This window comes from Ornithinibacillus proteolyticus, assembly GCF_039581225.1.
In the GTDB taxonomy this organism is placed as follows: Bacteria; Bacillota; Bacilli; order Bacillales; family Amphibacillaceae; genus Ornithinibacillus; species Ornithinibacillus massiliensis.
This window is the reverse complement of record NZ_JBCPXV010000006.1, coordinates 42934-64469: the sequence shown is the minus strand read 5'-3', so window position 1 is coordinate 64469 and position 21536 is coordinate 42934. Positions and strand designations below refer to the sequence as shown.

General features: G+C 39.9%; 17 protein-coding genes. All 17 read left to right on the top strand.

The features are described 5' to 3' along the window. Positions 1–33 precede the first annotated feature (33 nt). The 17 genes from AAIB49_RS04820 (at position 34) to AAIB49_RS04740 (ending at position 21355) form a co-directional block, all read left to right on the top strand. Positions 34–1221 (top strand): acetyl-CoA C-acetyltransferase, encoded by a 1188-nt coding sequence (locus AAIB49_RS04820; RefSeq protein WP_339213096.1) that lies wholly within the window; start codon positions 34–36, stop codon positions 1219–1221. A 735-nt stretch (positions 1222–1956) separates the two neighbouring features. Continuing rightward, the gene (locus tag AAIB49_RS04815; protein WP_343457359.1) at positions 1957–2802 is read left to right on the top strand and encodes a 3-hydroxybutyryl-CoA dehydrogenase; all 846 of its coding nucleotides are present in this window, start codon (positions 1957–1959) and stop codon (positions 2800–2802) included. Positions 2803–2842: 40 nt separating this feature from the next. Next, positions 2843–3976, top strand: a complete 1134-nt coding sequence (locus AAIB49_RS04810; protein ID WP_339213099.1) for an acyl-CoA dehydrogenase — start codon at positions 2843–2845, stop codon at positions 3974–3976. Between the two features lie 12 nt (positions 3977–3988). Further along, complete coding sequence (locus tag AAIB49_RS04805) at positions 3989–5128, top strand: acyl-CoA dehydrogenase (RefSeq protein WP_343457358.1); 1140 nt, start codon at positions 3989–3991, stop codon at positions 5126–5128. 16 nt (positions 5129–5144) lie between these two features. Continuing rightward, positions 5145–6077 (top strand): methylmalonyl Co-A mutase-associated GTPase MeaB, encoded by a 933-nt coding sequence (gene meaB / locus AAIB49_RS04800; RefSeq protein ID WP_343457357.1) that lies wholly within the window; start codon positions 5145–5147, stop codon positions 6075–6077. Between the two features lie 3 nt (positions 6078–6080). Then, on the top strand, positions 6081–6743 hold the full coding sequence (locus AAIB49_RS04795) for a TetR/AcrR family transcriptional regulator (RefSeq protein ID WP_339213103.1): 663 nt from the start codon (positions 6081–6083) through the stop codon (positions 6741–6743). Beyond that, positions 6721–9963 (top strand): fused isobutyryl-CoA mutase/GTPase IcmF, encoded by a 3243-nt coding sequence (icmF, locus tag AAIB49_RS04790; protein ID WP_343457356.1) that lies wholly within the window; start codon positions 6721–6723, stop codon positions 9961–9963. The genes AAIB49_RS04795 and icmF overlap by 23 nt, the downstream gene beginning before the upstream one ends. Positions 9964–10441: 478 nt before the next feature. Further along, a complete protein-coding gene (rpoE, locus tag AAIB49_RS04785) occupies positions 10442–10984 on the top strand; it encodes a DNA-directed RNA polymerase subunit delta (protein ID WP_343457355.1) in 543 nt (180 codons plus the stop codon). Positions 10985–11642: 658 nt separating this feature from the next. After that, complete coding sequence (locus AAIB49_RS04780; protein WP_339213107.1) at positions 11643–13250, top strand: CTP synthase; 1608 nt, start codon at positions 11643–11645, stop codon at positions 13248–13250. Positions 13251–13508: 258 nt separating this feature from the next. Then, complete coding sequence (locus AAIB49_RS04775; RefSeq protein WP_339213109.1) at positions 13509–13871, top strand: response regulator; 363 nt, start codon at positions 13509–13511, stop codon at positions 13869–13871. 123 nt (positions 13872–13994) lie between these two features. Continuing rightward, positions 13995–14849 (top strand): class II fructose-1,6-bisphosphate aldolase, encoded by an 855-nt coding sequence (fba, locus tag AAIB49_RS04770; RefSeq protein WP_343457354.1) that lies wholly within the window; start codon positions 13995–13997, stop codon positions 14847–14849. 120 nt (positions 14850–14969) lie between these two features. Beyond that, complete coding sequence (gene fsa / locus AAIB49_RS04765; RefSeq protein ID WP_339213112.1) at positions 14970–15617, top strand: fructose-6-phosphate aldolase; 648 nt, start codon at positions 14970–14972, stop codon at positions 15615–15617. Positions 15618–15776: 159 nt separating this feature from the next. Further along, positions 15777–17063: a UDP-N-acetylglucosamine 1-carboxyvinyltransferase gene (locus AAIB49_RS04760; protein ID WP_339213113.1), complete on the top strand. Its 1287-nt coding sequence runs from the start codon at positions 15777–15779 to the stop codon at positions 17061–17063. Positions 17064–17276: 213 nt separating this feature from the next. Continuing rightward, positions 17277–18248, top strand: a complete 972-nt coding sequence (gene glpX, locus AAIB49_RS04755; RefSeq protein ID WP_339213114.1) for a class II fructose-bisphosphatase — start codon at positions 17277–17279, stop codon at positions 18246–18248. A 479-nt stretch (positions 18249–18727) separates the two neighbouring features. Next, positions 18728–20008 (top strand): transcription termination factor Rho, encoded by a 1281-nt coding sequence (gene rho / locus AAIB49_RS04750; protein ID WP_186868312.1) that lies wholly within the window; start codon positions 18728–18730, stop codon positions 20006–20008. 168 nt (positions 20009–20176) lie between these two features. Next, entirely contained in the window at positions 20177–20422 is a 246-nt protein-coding gene (locus AAIB49_RS04745; RefSeq protein WP_186868313.1) for a type B 50S ribosomal protein L31, read from the top strand. Between the two features lie 312 nt (positions 20423–20734). After that, positions 20735–21355, top strand: a complete 621-nt coding sequence (locus tag AAIB49_RS04740) for a thymidine kinase (RefSeq protein WP_339213115.1) — start codon at positions 20735–20737, stop codon at positions 21353–21355. Positions 21356–21536: the final 181 nt, after the last annotated feature.

Below are 21536 nucleotides of genomic sequence, written 5' to 3'. Positions count from 1 at the left end.
TAGATATAAGTTTAAGAGGAGGAAATGAAGATAATGAAGAAATCTGTAATAGTTTCTGGAGCTAGAACACCATTTGGTAAGTTCGGAGGGGCATTAAAATCATTAACAGCATCCGAGTTAGGTGGAAAAGCAATTGAAGCAGCATTGGAACGAGCAGGAGTAGATAGCTCAGCAGTAGGCGAAGTGATTATGGGGAATGTGCTACAAGGTGGGCAAGGACAGCTTCCTTCACGTCAAGCAGCACGTGCGGCTGGATTACCGTGGGAGGTAAAGACGGAAACGATTAACAAAGTATGTGCATCAGGCTTGCGCAGTGTCACACTGGCCGATATGCTCATCCGCCTTGGGGAAGAAGACATTGTCGTAGCAGGTGGTATGGAAAGCATGAGTAATGCCCCGTATATACTACCAGATGCACGCTGGGGCAACCGTATGGGAGATAAACGTGTAGTCGACATGATGGTTCACGACGGCCTAACCTGTTCCTTCACTGGAGTACACATGGGAACTTACGGAAACTCAACCGCCGATGAATTTAACCTTACACGTGAAGCACAAGATGAATGGGCATACCGTAGCCATATGCGTGCAGTAAAAGCAATCGAAGACGGCAAATTTGACGAGGAGATCGTCGCAGTTGAAATCCCACAACGAAAAGGCGATCCAGTACTAGTAGAAAAAGATGAAGCACCTAGAAAAGATACTAGTGTAGAAGCTTTAGCAAAATTAAGACCAGCATTTGATAAAGACGGGACAATTACAGCAGGGAATGCACCTGGAATTAATGATGGAGCAGCAGCATTCGTCATTATGTCTGATGAAAAGGCTTCGGAGCTTGGTAAGAAGCCATTAGCTACCATTTTAGGTCATGCCGAAGTAGCCGTAGAAGCAAAGGATTTCCCAAAAACTCCAGGAATTGTCATTAATCATTTACTAGAAAAAACAGGTTACACCAAGGATGATATTGCCCTTTATGAAATTAATGAAGCATTTTCAGCAGTATCCTTAGCAAGTAGTGTAATCGCCGATCTAGACCCTGAAAAAGTAAATGTCAATGGTGGGGCAGTTGCACTAGGCCATCCAATCGGTGCAAGCGGCTCCCGCATCATTCTAACCTTAATCCATGAACTAAAACGCCGTGGAGGAGGATTAGGTATTGCAGCTATCTGTAGTGGAGGTGGCCAAGGAGACGCCATATTAATAGAGGTTGCGGCAGAATAATAGGGGCTAGATGTAAGTTTTATCGCTTATTAGCTTGGTTGCGAGCACGTCATGGCTAGGGAATCACGCGAGAAAGAAAGCATTTCGCACCCAATCCAGATTTCGCGCGAGAGAGTGGGGAAATCGCGCGGGAGGAGGAGAAACTCGCGCGACCTGGTATGGATATCGCGCGAGAGGGGGAAAAATTCGCGCGACCCAGACTAAATATCGCGCGAGAGAGTAAGAATTTCGCGCGACAACTGAAATCTCGCGCGAAAAAGTCTAAACCTCGCGCGATTCAGGCCAGGTCCCGCGCGAAAAAAGAAAACGAGCACGCCCCTGGTTTAATTATCACGCAAGAGAAGAAGAATATCGCGCTCAATCCAGATTTCGCGCGAGAAAGTGAGAAACTCGCGCGACTAGGTATGGAAATCGCGCGGGAGGAGAAGAAAATCGCGCGACCCAGTCTAGATATCGCGCGAGAGAGTAAGTATTTCGCGCCACAACGAAGATCCCGCGCGAAAAAGGCAACTCCTCGCGCGATTTAGACCAGATTTCGCGCGAAAAAAGCCCTCCCTCGCGCGATTCAGCCCAAATCCCGCGCGAAATTAACACATATCCAACCAGAGCCCACGGCAAGTAGTCCAACACTAGTCAAAACCTTATAAAAGTAATAAAACCAACAAGCCAGAAAAGCTCTCAAATGCTATTAATCTACTTTTCTGACTTCAATAGAAAATTCAGGAGGTGCCAGTAATGAAAACGATTATGGTTATAGGAGCAGGACAGATGGGGTCGGGAATCGCTCAAGTCTTTGCTCAATCTGGTTTCGATGTATATTTAAATGATATGAATGAAGCTGCGTTAAATAAAGGAATGAACAATATAGAAAAGCTATTAACTCGTGCGGTTGAGAAGGGTCGTATGATAGATGATCAAATGGCGGAGACCTTACGTAGACTTAAAGCCTCAACGAGCCTTGAAGATGCTTCAAATTGTGATGTAGTTATTGAAGCAGTTGTTGAAAATATGGACGTGAAAACAAGTGTGTTCAAACAGCTAGATGACCTAACGCCTGCACATACTATTCTTGCTTCGAATACATCATCCCTTCCTATTACAGAAATTGCAAGCGTTACCAAAAAACCAGAGAAGGTAATTGGTATGCATTTTATGAATCCGGTACCTGTTATGAAACTTGTAGAAATCATACGTGGATTACAAACGAGTAATGAGACATATCAAGCAATAGAGGAAATAACGCATAGCTTAAACAAGACACCAGTAGAGGTAAATGATTTTCCAGGCTTTGTGTCCAATCGTATTCTGATGCCGATGATTAATGAGGCGATTTACACGCTTTATGAAGGCGTGGCATCGGTTGAGGATATCGATACCGTGATGAAGCTAGGTATGAATCATCCGATGGGTCCGTTGCAATTGGCAGACTTTATTGGATTAGATACATGTCTGTATATTATGGAAGTGTTGCACGAAGGCTTTGGTGACAGTAAATACCGTCCATGCCCATTATTAAGGAAATATGTTAAGGCAGGATGGCTCGGTAAAAAATCGGGAAGAGGATTTTATCATTATGAGTAGCACGACATTAACTTCACCTCACAGGATAGGAGGGGGCCACATGCGTTTTCATTTTACTGAAGAACAGCAAATGATGCGTAAAATGGTTCAGGATTTTGCTCAGAAAGAAGTGCTTCCAGAAATAGAAAGAATGGAAAAGGAAAAACGGTTTCCAATGGAGCTTATTAGAAAAATGGGTGAATTAGGTATTATGGGAATTCCTATCCCAGAGGAATATCAAGGTTCTGGGATGGACTATACCTCCTATGTTATTGCAATCCATGAGCTATCGAAAGTAAGTGCAGCATTAGGTGTTATTTTATCCGTCCATACTTCTGTTGGAACGAATCCGATACTGTTTTTCGGGACAGAGGAACAGAAGAAGAAATATGTTCCAAAGCTTGCTACGGGTGAATATCTTGGTGCATTTGCATTAACAGAGCCACATGCCGGGTCAGATGCGAAAAATTTAAAAACGACTGCGAAACTGGATGGGGATTATTATGTTCTAAATGGCTCTAAAGTATTTATTACCAATGGCGGAGCAGCAGATATCTATATTACTTTTGCTCGAACGGCACCAGGTGCAAATGGTATTAGTGCCTTTATCGTAGAAAAAGACACGGAAGGCTTTATTATTGGGAAACAGGAAAAGAAAATGGGATTACATGGATCGAATACGGTCCAATTAATGTTTGAAGGCTGTCGTATTCCTAAGACACAGTTACTCGGAAGAGAAGGGGACGGCTTCAAGATTGCCATGGCTAACTTAAACAAAGGGAGAGTTGGCATCGCGGCACAAGCCTTAGGAATTGGCGAGGCGGCATTTGAATATGCTGCAAATTATGCGAAGGAGCGAGAGCAGTTTGGGAAACCGATTGCCAACAATCAAGGCATTTCATATAAGCTAGCAGACATGGCAACCAAATTGGAGGCTTGTAAACTATTAGTCTATCGCGCTGCATCGTTAATCGAGCAGGATATTCCATGTGCCAAAGAGGCCTCGATGGCTAAAATGTTTGCTTCAGATACCGCGATGCAAGTGGCAATAGAAGCGGTACAGATTTTTGGAGGATATGGTTATACCGAGGAATATCCAGTTGAACGGCTATTTCGAGATGCAAAAATCACCCAAATATACGAAGGAACAAACGAGATTCAGCATATGGTAATCGCTAATAATCTACTGAAATAGGGGGCAAGGAAGATGAATTTTCAACTAACTGAAGAACAAGAAATGCTACGTAAAATGGTACAGGATTTTGCAAGGAAAGAAGTCGAACCAACCGCAGCAGAGCGTGATGAAGAAGAACGGTTTGACCGGGAGATTTTTGATAAGATGGCGGAACTTGGTTTAACCGGAATTCCTTGGCCGGAAGCGTATGGTGGTATTGGTGCAGACTATGTCAGTTATGTCATTGCGGTAGAAGAATTATCTCGTGTATGTGCTTCTACTGGGGTTACATTATCCGCGCATCTTTCCCTGGCAAGCTGGCCGATTTATAAATATGGAAATGAAGAACAGAAGCTTAACTTCCTTTATCGTCTAGCTACAGGGGAAGCATTAGGGGCCTATGCATTATCAGAACCTGGTGCAGGTAGTGATGTTGCCTCTATGAGAACGACTGCGAAGTTAGAGGGCGATCATTATGTTTTAAATGGAAGCAAAGTCTGGATTACCAATGGTGGTGTAGCTGATATTTATGTTGTATTTGCTAAGACAGATGTTGATGCACGCCATAAGGGAATCAGTGCCTTTATTGTAGAAAAAGGTACAGAAGGCTTCTCCTTTGGAAAAAAAGAAAAGAAGCTAGGAATTCGTTCCTCACCTACTACAGAATTAATATTTGAAAATTGCCGTGTGCCAAAGGAGAATCTTCTTGGTGAAGAGGGAGAAGGCTTTAAAATTGCCATGTCAACGCTAGATGGTGGGCGTAATGGAATAGCTGCACAAGCGGTTGGTATTGCTCAAGGGGCACTAGACGCTGCGACGAGATATGCCAAGGAACGGGAACAGTTTGGTAAGCCGATTGCTCACAATCAAGGGATTTCATTCAAGCTAGCGGACATGGCAACGGAAATTGAAGCGGCTCGACTATTAACCTATCAAGCTGCTTGGTTGGAATCAGAAGGAAAACCATATGGTAAAGCATCAGCCATGTCGAAGCTGTTTGCCGGGGATGTGGCAATGAGAACAACAGTGGAAGCTGTTCAAATATATGGTGGATATGGTTATACAAAAGACTACCCAGTAGAGCGTTTTATGCGTGATGCCAAAATTACCCAAATCTATGAAGGAACACAGGAAATACAACGCCTTGTTATTGGTAGAATGGTAACGAAATAGAGAGGATGGTAGGAGGATGCACCAGTTAGTTGAACGAATTCAGGAGCAGGACATTCGTGCTCTAGCAAGAGCCATTACATTGGTAGAAAATGATCATGAAGATAAGCTGCAAATTATGCAAGATGCTTATCAGATCAAGAAAAATGGGATGTATATCGGACTAACTGGTTCACCTGGTGCCGGAAAAAGCTCACTAGTAAATCGTTTAATCTCTCATATCCGACAAGAAGGAAAAACCGTCGCTGTTATCGCTGTGGATCCTACTAGCCCCTTTAGTGGAGGGGCACTACTAGGAGACAGGGTCCGGATGAATGAGCATTTTATTGATGATGGGGTTTTTATCAGGAGTATGGCAACACGTGGAAGCCTTGGTGGGCTTGCTCGTGCAACAAAGGATGCTTTAAGACTTTGTGATGCGTTTGGCTTTGATGTCATTATGGTCGAAACCGTTGGAGTTGGGCAATCCGAGCTTGATATTATGAAAATCGTCGATACGACCGCTCTCGTTCTAACACCCAATAGTGGTGATGTCCTGCAAATATTTAAAGCCGGTATTATGGAGATAGCCGATTTGTTTATTATTAATAAGGCAGATTTACCAGGAGTTGGTAAGCTGAGAGCGTTATTAAGAGAGTTAGTCCATATTACCAAATCCGCTGAACATCAAACACCAATTGTCAAGACCATCACCACGGAAAATCAAGGGATTGATACGTTATGGGAAAAGCTGAAAGAACATCATGACTATTTATATCGCACGACAGAAGGGGAAAAGCGAAGAGAAGAAAGACACCAGCTAGAAGTCCTGGAACTGATTCGAGATGAAATTTGGCGCGATGTATACCAATTTGTCCAAGTTCAACCTGAATTTAATCGTAAGCTAGTAAATAGTGATCCTTATAAGCAAGCAATGGATTGGTACTACAAGTGGAAAAAAGAAGGGAGATAGCTCATGTTGGAGAATAAGGTTCTATCTTCTGTAAAAGATGAAGGATTAATTAAGAAAAGGCGAAATCAAATGATTAAAGGTGCCTTAACGTTATTTAAAGAAAAGGGATTTCATCGCACGACAACAAGAGAAATTGCGAAAGAATCCGGATTTAGTATTGGAACCCTTTATGAATATATCCGTACGAAAGAAGATGTACTATACCTTGTCTGTGAATCTATTCATGGGGAAGTGGAAAAACGGCTTGAAGCCGTAGTGGATTTGAAGAAACCGTCAACGGAAACACTTTGTAATCTGATTACATCCTTTTTCCGATTGATGGATGAGATGCAGGAAGAAATTCTGGTTTTATATCAAGAGGTTAAATCACTTAGTAAAGAAACGAGAAGTGCTATTTTAGACAAGGAACGCGAAATGGCGGCTATGTTGGAGAAAGCTATTATCACGTGTATCCCTCATCCATTGCCTAAACAAGATACAGCATTGTTGGCGAATAATATATTAATTCACGGTCATATGTGGAGTTTTCGCAGGTGGATGATACAAAAGGATTTTACATTAGAGGAATATATCGATAAGCAGCTTTCGTATACACTTTCTGCAATGGGAATAAATCGAGACGAATTGAATTGGAGGGGTGAGAATGGAACAGGTAACCGTATATAAAACAAAGCATCCTGTTCGCTTTGTTACGGCATCAAGCCTATTCGATGGGCATGATGCGTCCATTAATATTATGCGTAGAATATTACAAGCGAGCGGAGCCGAGGTTATTCACCTCGGTCATAATCGTTCCGTAGAGGAAGTAGTACATGCAGCGATTCAAGAGGATGTGCAAGGAATTGCGATTTCCTCTTATCAAGGCGGACATGTCGAATATTTTAAATATATGGTCGACCTTCTAAAGGAACTGGGGGCTGGTCATATTAAAGTCTTTGGTGGCGGTGGTGGTGTCATCATCCCACGCGAAATTAAGGAATTACACCAATATGGGGTAACGCGAATTTTCTCCCCAGAAGATGGTCGTAAACACGGGCTACAAGGGATGATTAATCTCATGCTTGAGGAATGCGATTTCTTGCCACCATTTGATATTGAAAACCAGTTAGAACGCCTACAAGCGGGTGACCGTCAAGCGATGGCGAGGCTTATCACCTTTGTAGAAAATGGAGAGATCTCGGATTCGGAAAAGAAGGAAGTACTGGATGCTTTACAAGAATTATCAAACTCAAATATCCCGGTTCTTGGTATTACAGGTACTGGTGGTGCGGGAAAAAGTTCCCTAACAGATGAAGTAATTCGTCGTTATCTGAATGAAATTCCAGATAGAAAAGTTGCCATTATCTCCATTGACCCAACAAAGCGGAAGACGGGTGGTGCCTTATTAGGGGACCGTATTCGCATGAACGCTATTTTTACAGATCGTGTCTATATGCGCTCGTTAGCTACGAGAGATTCTAGTAGTGAGTTATCTAAAGCTATTGAAGATGTCATACAGGTTGTGCGTGCTTCTGGCTATGACTTTATTGTGGTAGAAACGAGTGGTATTGGTCAAGGAGATGCTGCAATTACAGAAATAACGGATTTATCCATGTATGTCATGACCTCTGAATATGGGGCGCCGACACAGCTTGAGAAGATTGATATGATTGATTTCGCTGACTTTATCGTGATTAATAAATTTGAACAAAAGGGCTCTGAGGATGCATTAAATCAAGTGCGTAAACAATATGAGCGTAGTCATATGCTGTTCCATCAGGATAAGGAGACCTTCCCTGTCTTTGGGACTATCGCTAGTCAGTTTAATGATAGTGGTACGAATGCACTTTTTGCAGCGCTCATTGATAAATTGAATGAGAAATATGATTGGAATGAGCAGGTCGATTTCGATCGTCATACGATTTCTGAAAAGCAAAATTTAATTATTACTAATGAGCGTCGCCATTATTTGCGTGAAATTGCGACCCATGTTCGTAACTATCAAAAGTTTGCCAAAGAGCAAAGTGAGTTAGCAAGCAAGTTGTACCAATTACATGGTGCCATGGAGTTAATCGAGGAAGAGAATGTAAGCGCTTCACTAGAGGCCTCTTATAAAACATATGAGGCAAAACTTTCTCCAGCCGCCAAGCAATTACTGGAATCATGGGATAAAACAAAGGAAAGCTATTCGGGTGACACGTATACCTTTAAGATCCGTGATAAGGAAATTCAAATGGAGCTTACTACTGAATCACTAGCTGGCTTGAAAATTCCTAAAGTTGCGTTTCCGAAATATATGGACTGGGGGGAACGATTGCGCTGGCTATTAAAGGAAAATGTTCCAGGTGCATTTCCTTTTACAGCTGGTGTCTTCCCATTTAAGCGAAAGGGAGAGGATCCTACTCGTCAATTTGCAGGAGAAGGTACACCAGAGCGTACGAATCGTCGTTTCCACTACTTATCTAGAAATGATGATGCCAAACGGTTATCGACTGCCTTTGACTCGGTAACCTTATATGGAGAGGACCCAGCCTATCGCCCAGATATTTACGGAAAGATCGGAGAAAGTGGTGTAAATATATGTACGTTAGATGATATGAAGAAACTATACAAAGGCTTTGACTTAACCAATCCATTAACCTCTGTATCCATGACGATCAATGGTCCGGCTCCGATTATTTTAGCGATGTTCTTTAATACAGCGATAGATCAGCAGGTGGAGAAGTTTGAAACAGAAAAGGGGAGAAAAGTAGCCCCAGAAGAGTATGAAAAAATAAAAGCGGATACTTTAGCAGTAGTCCGAGGTACCGTTCAAGCGGATATTTTAAAAGAAGACCAAGGGCAAAATACATGTATTTTCTCAACAGAGTTTGCGCTTCGGATGATGGGAGATATCCAGGAGTATTTTATTGATCATCACGTTCGCAATTATTACTCCGTTTCTATTTCTGGCTATCATATTGCAGAAGCAGGGGCAAACCCAATTACCCAGCTTGCCTTTACATTAGCTAATGGCTTTACGTATGTAGAATACTATTTAAGCCGTGGAATGGATATTAATCAGTTTGCACCGAACCTATCCTTCTTCTTCTCTAATGGGTTAGATCCAGAGTATACGGTGATTGGTCGGGTTGCTCGACGAATTTGGGCTGTCACGATGCGGGATAAGTACGGGGCTAATGAGCGCAGTCAAAAATTAAAATACCATATTCAAACATCTGGCCGGTCCTTACATGCACAAGAAATTGATTTTAATGATATTCGCACAACCCTGCAAGCATTAATCGCAATCCAAGATAATACAAATTCACTTCATACGAATGCATATGATGAGGCGATTACAACACCAACAGAGGAATCAGTTCGACGAGCGATGGCAATTCAAATGATTATTAACCGTGAATTCGGTTTAACGAAAAATGAAAACTCTCTACAAGGGTCATTTATTGTTGATGAGCTAACCGATTTGGTGGAAGAGGCTGTGCTACAGGAATTTGAACGTATTAATGATCGCGGCGGTGTATTAGGGGCGATGGAGCGGCAATATCAACGAGGGAAAATCCAAGAGGAATCACTATACTATGAAGGAAAGAAACACTCTGGTGAGCTTCCAATTATTGGCGTCAACACATACCTAAACCCTAATCCACCATCAGAGGAAGAAATAGATTCCATGGAGCTTGCACGTGCGACAAAGGAAGAAAAAGAGCACCAAATCCAGGAGCTAAAGAAATTCCAAGACAAACATAAACACGAAGCAGAGACAGCACTTAAGAAATTAAAGCAAGTAGCGGCATCAGGTGGAAACATCTTCGAGGAACTAATGGAAACTGTAAAAGTAGCCTCCCTTGGTCAAATTACTACTGCCTTATATGAAGTAGGTGGGCAGTATAGAAGAAATATGTAGGAAGTGTTTTTTTGCCTAGTAGGTAGATAGTATTATAATTTCTATCGGCATAAGCAAATGCGAGTTTTTCTAGTGAACGGTATTAGAACATAGTAAGGAGTATGGAATAGCCCGAATACGTACAGCCTATATGGGATTCATGACTTAGAAGAATGTCGACTAGCAAAGCTCATTAAGACTCACTATCCCCCATAGAAAGGCGAAGTGTATTCGGGCTGCACGTATTGATCTCCTTAAATTTCCAATTTAGGGGATTCTGGTAGTAAATAAACTGTAAAAACAAGAAAATAAATTTGATAATTCCTGCATAATTTGTTTATAATGTATGATAGCTTTTAAAAACATACATACCATAAATCAACAAGAGTAATCCCAAATAGGATTGGCTTTTTATTACGTGTTAGAGTATGTGGTTCAATCTTTACCAATCAAGTTATTCTAACAAATCGATATATTAATGAAAAGGGAGTGCGGTATTGTGAGCTTGGAAAATCTTAGCCGCGAGGAAATCACAAAAATGTCAATGCTAGAGTTGGCAAAAGAAATACTAACAGAAGAAACAAAGGCACTAGACTTTAGAGATATTTTTAATAAAATTGCAGAATTAAAAGAGTTTACGGATGAGCAAAAGGATGACATGTTAGCACAATTCTATACGGATCTAAATGTGGATGGCAGATTCATTACGCTTGGTTCTAATATGTGGGGACTAAAGCGTTGGTATCCATTTGAACAAATTGATGAAGACATTCATAATGAACCGAAGAAGAAGAAGAAAAAAGCGAAGAAGAAACTGGATGATGATTTAGATCTTGACGATGACTTAGATCTTGATTTAGATGATGATGATGTTCTGTTAGACGAAGACGATGATTTTGATGACATTGATGAAGATTTTGACGAAGATATTGATGATGACTTTGATGATTTTGATGATGAAGACGAGATTGAAGATGAGCTAGAAGACTTAAATGAGATTGATGAAGATGAAATCGATGAGGATTTTGAAGAAGATAAATAAAATGACTGCTTGACTTTTAGAAGACAGGTTAGTACAATTTGTATTGGGCTCTTTAATTTATTTATTCAAAGCGTTTCCCCTTACATGGGGAGGCGCTTTTTGTGTTTTAAACAAGCTTTTAATGGGAATCTAATCCCTAGTGGCGGAAGAGAAGATGTGGTTAAATTCTTTTCTACATACTGGTGTTGATTCTTGTTTTTTATTTTTTTAGGGCTTTTTTATAGATTGTTATTCTCTCTAATCATGTGCACGTGGCTGGGACAAAAGAATTTATCTTAAAGGAAAAACTGAATGATGAGCAAGGCCCCCGCTCCGGAAATATACTTGCGGTTCGCGGGCGGCTGGTGAGCCTCCTCGTGCTACTTCTTTAGGGGTCTCAACCTTGCCCTATCCTCCAGTAGGAGTCTACGTATAGTTCCGGAGCTAGTATCTTGTATCATCTGGTTTTACATTTAATTCTTTTCGTTATGTCCCAGTCTCGCTTAGAGCCTTGGTTGGAGAATTGTTCTTTTTATAGCAATCAAATAAAAAAAGATGCCTAACCCGAGCATCACTGTTTTATTTTTGTTTTCTCTGATTCTATTGGAGGATAGTGTGCACAATAAATACAAACAGTGGTCGCACTTATTATTTATTATATATAGAAAGAGGGATAGTTGTGGCTAAGTATATTTTTGTCACTGGTGGCGTAGTGTCATCTTTAGGAAAAGGAATTACAGCAGCATCAATTGGAAGATTATTAAAGAACCGTGGTTTAAAAGTTACCATTCAAAAATTTGATCCATATATTAATGTCGATCCAGGTACAATGAGTCCTTATCAGCATGGGGAAGTTTTTGTAACAGATGATGGTGCAGAAACCGATTTGGATTTAGGACATTATGAGCGCTTTATTGATGAGAATTTAAATAAATATAGCAATATTACAACTGGTAAAGTGTACTCTAACGTTATTCGTAAAGAACGACGTGGAGATTATTTAGGTGGGACTGTACAAGTAATCCCACATATTACAAACGAGATTAAAGACCAAGTTTTCCGAGCAAGTGAAGCAACAGGTGCGGATGTTGTTATTACAGAAATTGGTGGTACTGTAGGGGATATCGAATCACTACCGTTTTTAGAAGCAATTCGCCAAGTGAAAAGTGATATCGGCAAGAAAAATGTCATGTATATCCATTGTACATTAGTACCATATATTAAAGCGGCTGGTGAACTGAAGACGAAACCAACTCAGCATAGTGTGAAAGAATTACGTTCATTAGGTATTCAACCAGATGCCGTAGTATTACGTACAGAACACGAAATCAGCGAAGAAATGAAGGGTAAAATTGCCCTATTCTGTGATATTGATGAAGAAGCAGTGATTGAAATGCGTGATGCTGCAAATCTATACGAAATTCCACTAGCACTACAAGCTCAACACCTTGATCAGATTGTTTGCGATCATTTTGGCTTAGAGGCAGGACCTGCAGATATGACAGAATGGAAAAAGCTAGTTGACCGTGTATGTAATTTATCGAAGAAAGTTACGATTGGCTTAGTCGGTAAATATGTTGAGCTACAAGATGCTTATATCTCTGTTGTTGAATCACTAAAACACGCAGGATATGCATTTGATGCTGATATTCATGTTCAATGGATTAACTCAGAAAAATTAGATGCGCAATCAATCAGAGAAAAACTATCACAGGTTGACGGGATTATCGTGCCAGGTGGATTCGGTGATCGTGGAATCGAAGGAAAAATTGAAGCAATTCGTTATGCACGTGAAAATAAAGTACCATTCCTTGGTATTTGCTTAGGAATGCAGTTGGCTACAGTAGAGTTCGCGCGTAATGTATTAGGGTATGAAGATGCACATTCAGCGGAAATTAATCCGAATACAACACATCCAATCATTGACTTACTTCCAGAACAGAAGGATGTGGAAGACTTAGGTGGAACATTACGTCTAGGCTTGTATCCTTGTAAGTTAAAAGATGGTACAAAAACAAAAGCAGCATATGACGGGGTAGATATGATTGAGGAACGCCATCGTCATCGTTATGAATTTAATAATGAGTATCGTGAGGAAATGGAAGCAAAAGGATTTATTTTCTCAGGTACCAGTCCAGATGGACGTTTAGTGGAAACTGTCGAAATTGCTGACCACCCATGGTTTGTCGCATGTCAGTTCCATCCAGAGTTTAAATCTCGTCCGACAAGACCTCAAAATCTATTCAAAGGATTTATTGGTGCAGCTGTAGAACAAAAGAACCAATAATCGAAATCATTATCGTTAATAAGAATAGTAAAAAAGTCGCAAATTTGTACTTGAAAGGGTACGAATCGCGGCTTTTTTGCTATATTCAAATTAAGTTTTAACTTTTATTCAAGGGGGTATAAGTATAGGGCATTTACTTTACTACATGCAATGATTAACTAATGAGATTCCCAAAAGTACTACATGAGTTGTTCGTTAAAAAGAAGGGTTTTGGAGGTTTCTGTCGAATAGTTAATCAAAAAAGGGGGTATTGTCGAAATGAATCGAAACATTTTAGTGGTGGATGATGAAGTAGGGATAAGACTGTTACTGGAAGATTTATTGGCAGCTGATGGCTATACGGTCTATACTGCTCAAACAGGGAAAGAAGCATTAGAGCTAATAAATCTACATAAGATTGATTTAATGATCATTGATTATAAGCTGCCGATTATCGATGGTATTGAAGTGATTAAACAATTAGATAGAGATAACAAACAAATAAAGATTGTCCTTATGAGTGGCTTAGCAGAGAGCTTAACAGATGAAATATATCAACTATCATCTATTACAAAAGTACTCTCTAAGCCATTTGATGTGATGGAATTTAAAGGATATATAAACCAACTACTTGCAGATTAGTAGAAATATTTGAAAATAAAACACTAACACTATAATCTTGCACCATGGCATTTGTATTGGTATTCTTATACTGAAGTGAACAATCATATAAGGATTTTCATATATCAGAAGGAGGAAAAACAAATGCCATTAGTATCAATGAAAGATATGCTAGAAAAGGCTAAGGACAACGGCTATGCTGTTGGACAATTCAATATAAATAACTTGGAGTACATACAAGCTATCCTGCAGGCTGCTGAGGCAGAAAAATCACCAGTTATTTTAGGAGTATCTGAAGGTGCTGGGAAATATATGGGTGGTTTTAAAGTAGTAGTAGCAATGGTAAAAGCTTTAATGGAAGAGTATGGTACTACAGTTCCTGTAGCGATTCACTTAGACCATGGTTCAAGCTTTGAAAAAGTTGCCCAAGCTATTCATGCAGGATTTACTTCTGTTATGATCGATGCTTCACATTCTCCAATTGAGGAAAATATTGCATTAACGAAAAAGGTAGTAGAATTAGCACATATCCACGGTGTTTCTGTTGAAGCAGAGGTTGGAACTGTTGGTGGAGAAGAAGATGGTGTTATTGGTGGCATCAATTATGCTGATCCACAGGAGTGCTTACGTCTAGTAAAAGAAGCTGGAATTGATTGCTTAGCACCAGCATTAGGTTCTGTTCACGGTCCTTATCAAGGTGAACCAAACTTAGGATTTAAAGAAATGGAAGAAATTCTTAACTTAACCCAAGTTCCATTAGTATTACATGGTGGTACTGGAATTCCTACTAAGGATATTCAAAAAGCAATTTCTCTTGGTACTGCTAAAATCAATGTCAATACAGAGAACCAAATTGCTCAAACAAAAGCGATTCGCCAAGTATTAAATGACAATACAGAAGTTTACGATCCTCGTAAATACTTAGGACCAGGTACAGAAGCAATCAAGCAAACTGTTATTGGTAAAATGCGCGAATTCGGATCTTCTAATAAAGCTTAATAACATGAATAAAATGCCCTCTCTGTTTTGCATTGTCCTACGTATACCATAATGTAGCGTGAAACAGTTAGGGCTATTCCTATAACAAAAGGAATAAATTAATATTGGGGAGGCAACAAGATGAAGTTTTTTATTGATACTGCAAACATTGAGGAAATTCGTTCTGCAAATGAGTTAGGGATTTTAGCGGGAGTTACAACTAACCCAAGCTTAGTAGCAAAAGAAGGCGTATCCTTCCATGATCGTCTACGTGAAATTACTTCAGAAGTTTCTGTTGGATCAGTTAGTGCAGAGGTAATGTCAGAAGATGCAGAGGGTATGATTAAAGAAGGATTAGAGCTTGCTGCTATTGCACCAAACATTACGATTAAAGTACCTATGACTTTAGAAGGTTTAAAAGCAGTAAAAGCTTTCAGTGATAAAGGGATTAAAACGAATGTAACACTTATCTTTAATCCAAACCAAGCACTACTTGCTGCTAGAGCAGGTGCAACCTATGTATCACCGTTCCTAGGTCGTCTTGATGATATTGGTCATAATGGGATGGAATTAATCGCAACGATTGCCGATATTTTTGATCGTCATGGCATTGAAACTGAGATTATTGCAGCGAGTATCAGACATCCACTACACGTAACAGATGCAGCACTTAACGGAGCTCATATTGCGACAGTTCCTTATAATGTATTAAGTCAGCTTGTTAAACACCCATTAACAGATCAAGGAATTGAAAGATTTATTGCAGATTGGAATAAAGCAAATCAATAATTATTAGAATAAATTCTCAAGGTTAAACTATTTTTAAAATAACCAGTATATTCGCTTTTTGTTTTAAATAAAGTAAAAGTGGAAAAAATAACTGGAATACTATTTAAATAAGTGGAGGATGTACAAGTTACATTCTCACCTCAAAAGCGGGGTTAAAACATGCAAAAAATGATAGTTGAGGGCGGTCATGTCTTAAATGGAAAGGTTCGCATCAGTGGCGCGAAAAACAGCGCGGTAGCACTCTTACCGGCAGCGATTTTGGCGGATTCACAAGTTACGATTGAAGGCTTGCCTGAAATTTCGGATGTGTATACACTTAGTGATTTGTTAGAAGAAATCGGCGGTAATGTAAGCTGGGATGGACAAACGGTACATATAAATCCGGAAAACATGATCTCGATGCCATTGCCAAATGGGAAAGTAAAGAAGCTTCGTGCTTCCTACTATTTTATGGGGGCGATGCTTGGTAAGTTCGGTAAAGCAGTAATCGGCTTACCGGGTGGTTGTTTTTTAGGCCCACGTCCGATTGACCAACATATTAAAGGCTTTGAAGCATTAGGTGCTGAAGTGACGAACGAACAAGGTGCTATATACCTACGAGCTAAAGAGCTAACAGGTGCAAGAATTTATTTAGATGTCGTTAGTGTAGGTGCGACAATTAATATTATGCTTGCTGCAGTTCGAGCAAAGGGTAAAACCGTTATTGAGAATGCAGCTAAAGAACCAGAAATTATTGACGTAGCAACCTTACTAACCAATATGGGTGCCAAAATTAAGGGTGTTGGTACAGATGTTATTCGCATCGAAGGAGTACCATCCTTACATGGATGTAGACATACCATTATACCTGACCGAATCGAAGCAGGTACCTATGCTATTGCAGCTGCAGCCGCTGGTAACGAAGTAATCATTGATAATGTAATTCCGCAGCATTTAGAATCATTGCTAGCGAAACTACGCGAAATGGGTATTACCGTAGAAGACTCAGACGACCAACTATACATCGCATCAAGGAACCCACTAAAAAGCGTGGATATTAAAACATTAGTATACCCTGGTTTTCCAACTGACCTACAGCAGCCTTTTACTAGTCTGCTGACTAAGGCCCATAATACTGGTGTTGTAACAGACACGATATATTCGGCGAGACTTAAACATGTAGATGAGTTGAGAAGAATGAATGCCGTTGTCAAGGTAGAAGGTGGCTCTGTTATTGTCACTGGACCAGTCCAACTAGAAGGCGCACGAGTAAAAGCAAGCGATCTCCGGGCAGGTGCCGCTTTAGTCATAGCAGGCTTAATGGCTAAGGGTATTACCGAAATCACTGGATTAGAACATATAGACCGAGGCTATGAAAACATGACTCAAAAGCTAAACAATCTCGGTGCAAATGTTTGGCGAGAAGACTTGTCTGAAGAAGAAATCATCCAATTTCAAAACTCTTAGGTCTATCGCAAATCATAATGAAATCTTATCAACTGCTATAAAGCTAGCGTACACAGAGGTGAGGGTGAACTCCGCTATTCGCTTGTCAGGAGGCTCACCTATCGTCGCTTAAAAACAACGTATTTGAATCGCAGGCTTACCATTTTTTACCGATACATTTAAATAAATAAACCTTTTTGGGATGAGGCTATTTATTTAAAGGAGATGGAAATCATGGAAAGAAGTCTAACAATGGAAATCGTACGTGTTACAGAAGCAGCAGCACTTGCCTCAGCCCGATGGATGGGAAGAGGAAAAAAGGAAGAAGCAGATGATGCAGCAACTACAGCAATGCGAGACGTATTTGACACCATACCGATGCGAGGTACAGTAGTAATTGGAGAAGGCGAAATGGACGAGGCCCCAATGCTATACATAGGAGAGAAATTAGGCACTGGTACTGGACCATTAGTAGACATTGCGGTTGACCCGTTAGAAGGGACGAATATTGTTGCTAAAGGTACAACCAACGCCCTTACCGTTATCGCAATTGGCGACCATGGTAAAGTTCTCCATGCACCAGACATGTATATGAAAAAAATTGCCGTTGGACCTGAAGCGGTGGGCAAAGTTAATATTAATGCACCAACTATTGATAACTTAAAAGCAGTGGCGAAAGCTAAAAATAAAGAGGTAGAAGACCTTGTAGTCATCTTATTAGATCGTCCTCGCCATCAGCAGATAATCGAAGAAATTCGGGAAGCAGGAGCGAGAATTAGACTAATTCAAGATGGTGATGTTGCAGCTGCAATTAATACAGCATTCGATGAAACCGGAATTGATTTATTTATGGGAACAGGTGGTGCCCCTGAAGGTGTTATCGCTGCCATGGCCTTGAAATGCTTAGGTGGTGAAATGCAAGGACAGCTTGTACCACAGAATGATGAGGAAATTGCTAGATGCCATAAAATGGGCATTACCGATATCGATAAAGTCTTTTATATGGATGACTTTTGTGGTGGAGATGATGCTATCTTTGCAGCAACCGGCGTAACCGATGGTGAGCTATTAAAGGGAGTCCAGTTCAAGGGGACCAAAGCTAAGACACAAACCGTTGTAATGCGAGCGAAAAGCGGAACAGTTCGTTTTATTGATGGAGAGCATAGTTTAAGAAAAAAACCCAATTTAGTAATGAAACCGGAATAATACTCATATACATGGAAAACATCGGCTCTTGTGTCGATGTTTTCCAGTCTATCTACTTAGGAAAGCAAAGGATACCATTCCACTTATAACCAGTTTATATTGGTTTACTCTACCCTACACTAGAAACTCATTTTCCAAATGAAAAAAAGTATTGAATAATCCTTTTAAAACGGTTAACATTGTAAATGTTTAAGATAAGTATTGTTTGGTTAATATACAAAATATAAGAAAAATTAATCTATCGCCTTCTCTACTACTAGAGAAGCCGAAAACTTCTATTCTAGCTTCTAACTATTCTTCCCTTCTAAATTAAGATTTCACATCAGGAAGCAATAATTCATTTAATACTAATCAGATAAGTCTTATCAAATTAAAATACTCCGGTATCAAAGATTCTTTGCTGTTTTTGTATATGTATGTACATAACCAGTGATGTTTCTATCAAAATAGTAAAATGTATATGAATAGGCGTGGTGAATATGGCTGAATTAACACTAAGTAAACTTCAAGAACTAACGTTAAAAGAAATTTATGCATTAGCAAGAGAATATAAAGTATCTTACTATGCGAAACTAACGAAAAAAGAACTTATCTTTGCAATTTTAAAAGCACAAGCAGAAAAAGATGGATTTCTATTTATGGATGGCGTTTTAGAGATTATTCCTTCAGAAGGATTCGGTTTCTTACGACCAATTAATTATTCGCCAAGTGCAGAAGATATTTATATTTCTGCCTCTCAAATCCGTCGTTTTGACTTGCGAAATGGTGATAAAGTATCTGGTAAGGTTCGTCCTCCAAAAGAAAACGAACGTTACTATGGGTTACTACATGTAGACGCGGTAAATGGGGAAGATCCTGATTCGTCTAAAGAACGTGTCCACTTCCCGGCCTTAACAGCACTTTACCCGGACCGTTTAATGAAGCTTGAAACAAAATCGAACAAGCTTTCCACTAGAATTATGGATTTAATGGCACCGGTTGGATTTGGTCAACGTGGATTAATTGTTGCCCCTCCAAAGGCTGGTAAAACGATGCTATTAAAGGAAATTGCAAATAGTATTTCGGTAAATCATCCAGAAGCCAAACTGATTATCTTATTAGTTGATGAACGTCCTGAGGAAGTAACCGATATCGAACGCTCGGTACACCCGGATGTGGATGTGGTAAGCTCTACCTTTGACGAAGTACCTGAAAATCATATTAAAGTATCTGAACTTGTATTAGAGCGTGCGATGCGCTTAGTAGAGCATAAGCGTGATGTCATTGTCCTAATGGATAGTATTACGCGCTTAGCACGTGCATATAACCTCGTTATCCCACCAAGTGGTCGTACACTATCAGGTGGTATTGATCCTGCGGCATTCCACCGACCAAAACGTTTCTTTGGAGCTGCGCGTAATATTGAAGAAGGTGGAAGCTTCACGATTCTTGCGACAGCACTAGTAGATACGGGTTCTCGTATGGACGATGTTATTTATGAAGAGTTTAAAGGTACTGGTAATATGGAATTACATCTAGATCGTAACCTGGCAAATCGTAGAATATTCCCAGCTATCGATATTTTACGTTCCGGTACACGGAAAGAAGAGTTGTTAGTAGACAAACAACAGCTTGACAAAATGTGGGCAATTCGTAAAACAATGCAAGATTCGCCTGATTTTCTGGAACGCTTCCTAAGAAAACTAAAAGCATCAGAAGGTAACCAAGAATTTTTACAAAAGCTAGAAGAAGAAATGCAGCGTAAACGTTCTGGAAGATAATTAGAGGGCTTTATCGCTTTTTTCTCTATGAAATATAACAATAGCTACTTGCAAATAGTCACGCAGATTGTTATAATTTTTTAGTGAGTTTAGAAAAGGTTTATACCTAATTGTGGCTCTTAAAATAACTCTGTTTCCAAAGGATTCAGGGCAGAAGGAGTGAAAGACATGAAAGAAGGAATTCATCCTGAGTACAGAAAAGTAGTATTTTTAGATACTAGCTCAGACTTCAAATTCTTAAGCGGTTCAACAAAGCATTCAGACGAAACAATTGAGTGGGAAGATGGTAACACATACCCATTGATTCGTGTGGAGATTAGCTCTGAATCACATCCTTTCTATACTGGTAAGCAGAAAGCTGATACAGTTGGTGGACGTGTAGATCGCTTCAAGAAGAAATATAATATGAAATAAGATTAGTTATCACTACATGTAGTAGTGAGACTAAGTAATACACAGTTGGATGAGATTAATCATTCTGGTAGAAACAGGCAAATCAATTATGCTTTGCCTGTTTTTTATTTAAAAGATAAGACAAGTACAAACTCGAGAGCGGTCTAGCTTTGGACGTCCTACTTTTTTCTTAATAGATAGGAACGTATAAAAGCTCTTACCACCTGCATAATAAAATGAAGTATTTTAAACGATAAATTAATACGTTTTTACTTAAATAAATTCACAGATGATAAGCATGAACATAGAAGAATGAAGGGAGATCCAAGAAGCATGTATGTTATGAAGCAAAGTGGCTGGCTAGAAGTAATCTGTGGCAGCATGTTTTCAGGTAAATCCGAAGAATTAATTCGACGAGTAAGAAGAGCAACCTATGCGAACCAAAAGGTACAAGTGTTTAAACCCGCAATTGATAATCGTTACGATGATGTAGCCGTTGTATCTCATAACGGAAATTCGGTAACGGCAACTCCAGTGGATACTTCTAAAGATATACTAGAAAATATCCAAGACGGCATTGAAATAGTTGGAATAGATGAAGCACAATTCTTCGATGATGGTATTATTGATGTTGCAGAACAACTAGCAGACCAAGGCATTCGTGTCATCGCTGCTGGCTTAGATCGAGATTTTCGCGGTGAACCATTCGGCCCTATGCCTGTCTTAATGGCCTTAGCTGAATCGGTTACGAAGCTAAATGCAATCTGCCCAATTTGTGGATCTCCTGCAAGTCGTACACAACGCTTAATTAATGGACAACCAGCTTCCTATAATGACCCAATCATACTGGTTGGTGCATCAGAATCCTATGAACCAAGATGCCGTCACCACCATGATGTACCAAACCGTCCGATGAGCTCTGAAATGCGGAAATTGATGAATGTAGGGAAGTAAAGCAGCGTTAACCTTTAGAAAAGCTCCTATTTGCTTTTCTATTCCTAACGGAAAAGATGGTTAACCATTCCTCTCTGTTTAATAAACTCGAACTAAATTCTCTCATACGGAGTTGAATTAGCTCGGGTTTTTTCGTATTCCCCTCCATAGGATGTAGTGTTCCTGTCTTATCGTGAGGATC

Bases quoted from the DNA above. Each gene is read 5' to 3' on its own strand.
- AAIB49_RS04795 (WP_339213103.1), top strand. From the start codon at position 6,081: ATGTTGGAGAATAAGGTTCTATCTTCTGTAAAAGATGAAGGATTAATT.
- AAIB49_RS04775 (WP_339213109.1), top strand. From the start codon at position 13,509: ATGAATCGAAACATTTTAGTGGTGGATGATGAAGTAGGGATAAGACTG.
- rho (WP_186868312.1), top strand. From the start codon at position 18,728: ATGGCTGAATTAACACTAAGTAAACTTCAAGAACTAACGTTAAAAGAA.
- meaB (WP_343457357.1), top strand. From the start codon at position 5,145: ATGCACCAGTTAGTTGAACGAATTCAGGAGCAGGACATTCGTGCTCTA.
- fba (WP_343457354.1), top strand. From the start codon at position 13,995: ATGCCATTAGTATCAATGAAAGATATGCTAGAAAAGGCTAAGGACAAC.
- AAIB49_RS04820 (WP_339213096.1), top strand. From the start codon at position 34: ATGAAGAAATCTGTAATAGTTTCTGGAGCTAGAACACCATTTGGTAAG.
- AAIB49_RS04810 (WP_339213099.1), top strand. From the start codon at position 2,843: ATGCGTTTTCATTTTACTGAAGAACAGCAAATGATGCGTAAAATGGTT.
- AAIB49_RS04740 (WP_339213115.1), top strand. From the start codon at position 20,735: ATGTATGTTATGAAGCAAAGTGGCTGGCTAGAAGTAATCTGTGGCAGC.
- AAIB49_RS04745 (WP_186868313.1), top strand. From the start codon at position 20,177: ATGAAAGAAGGAATTCATCCTGAGTACAGAAAAGTAGTATTTTTAGAT.
- AAIB49_RS04815 (WP_343457359.1), top strand. From the start codon at position 1,957: ATGAAAACGATTATGGTTATAGGAGCAGGACAGATGGGGTCGGGAATC.
- icmF (WP_343457356.1), top strand. From the start codon at position 6,721: ATGGAACAGGTAACCGTATATAAAACAAAGCATCCTGTTCGCTTTGTT.
- fsa (WP_339213112.1), top strand. From the start codon at position 14,970: ATGAAGTTTTTTATTGATACTGCAAACATTGAGGAAATTCGTTCTGCA.
- AAIB49_RS04805 (WP_343457358.1), top strand. From the start codon at position 3,989: ATGAATTTTCAACTAACTGAAGAACAAGAAATGCTACGTAAAATGGTA.
- glpX (WP_339213114.1), top strand. From the start codon at position 17,277: ATGGAAAGAAGTCTAACAATGGAAATCGTACGTGTTACAGAAGCAGCA.
- AAIB49_RS04760 (WP_339213113.1), top strand. From the start codon at position 15,777: ATGCAAAAAATGATAGTTGAGGGCGGTCATGTCTTAAATGGAAAGGTT.